We start from the raw sequence: 766 nt of genomic DNA on the forward strand, positions 1-766 counted from the left end.
TTGCCGCATGATAAGTCGTTGGCAAAAGGCAACTTCGAGAGTTTTGATCAAGTCACCGCTTCTTGGGCGGAGCAAATTCGCTACTACACACGTAAATCTATTGAGATCGATACCGTAGTCGACAGCGTGCTTGAGCAGCAAGCGCAAGATATTTTCTGCTCATCGCTGGTGGATGACTGTTTGGCGCGCGGTAAAACAGTAAAAGAAGGCGGAGCGAAATACGATTGGGTATCTGGCCTGCAAGTGGGTATCGCCAATTTGGGTAACAGTTTGGCGGCGATCAAACATTTGGTATTTGAAGAAGCACAAATCAGCCAAACGGAATTGGCAAAAGCATTAGAAGAAGACTTCGATGGTATTGAGAACGAACAACTTCGCCAACGCTTAATCAACTTCGCGCCAAAATACGGCAATGACGACGATTATGTCGACCAATTGCTGGCTGATGCTTACCAAGTTTATATCGATGAGTTGGCGCAATTTGTCAACACACGTCATGGGCGCGGGCCAATTGGTGGTGGCTACTACGCGGGAACATCGAGCATCTCTGCTAACGTGCCATTTGGCGCATCCACGATGGCAACACCAGATGGTCGAAAAGCGAAAACGCCACTGGCGGAAGGCGCAAGTCCAGCATCGGGCTCTGACCGTTTGGGACCAACGGCGGTGTATAACTCAGTCGGTAAAATTCAAGCCAATAAAATCCTAGGTGGCGTGCTGCTTAACCAGAAGTTAAGCCCAGCGGCTGTCGCTTCAGAAGGGGATA

1 protein-coding gene is annotated in these 766 nt (G+C 49.3%); it reads left to right on the plus strand.

The genetic code is table 11. The features are described 5' to 3' along the window. The coding region (locus tag R7R24_RS26410; protein ID WP_318120077.1) for a pyruvate formate lyase family protein at positions 1-766 on the plus strand (766 nt) is incomplete at both ends.

The sequence above is a fragment of the Vibrio sp. 704 genome (assembly GCF_033339295.1).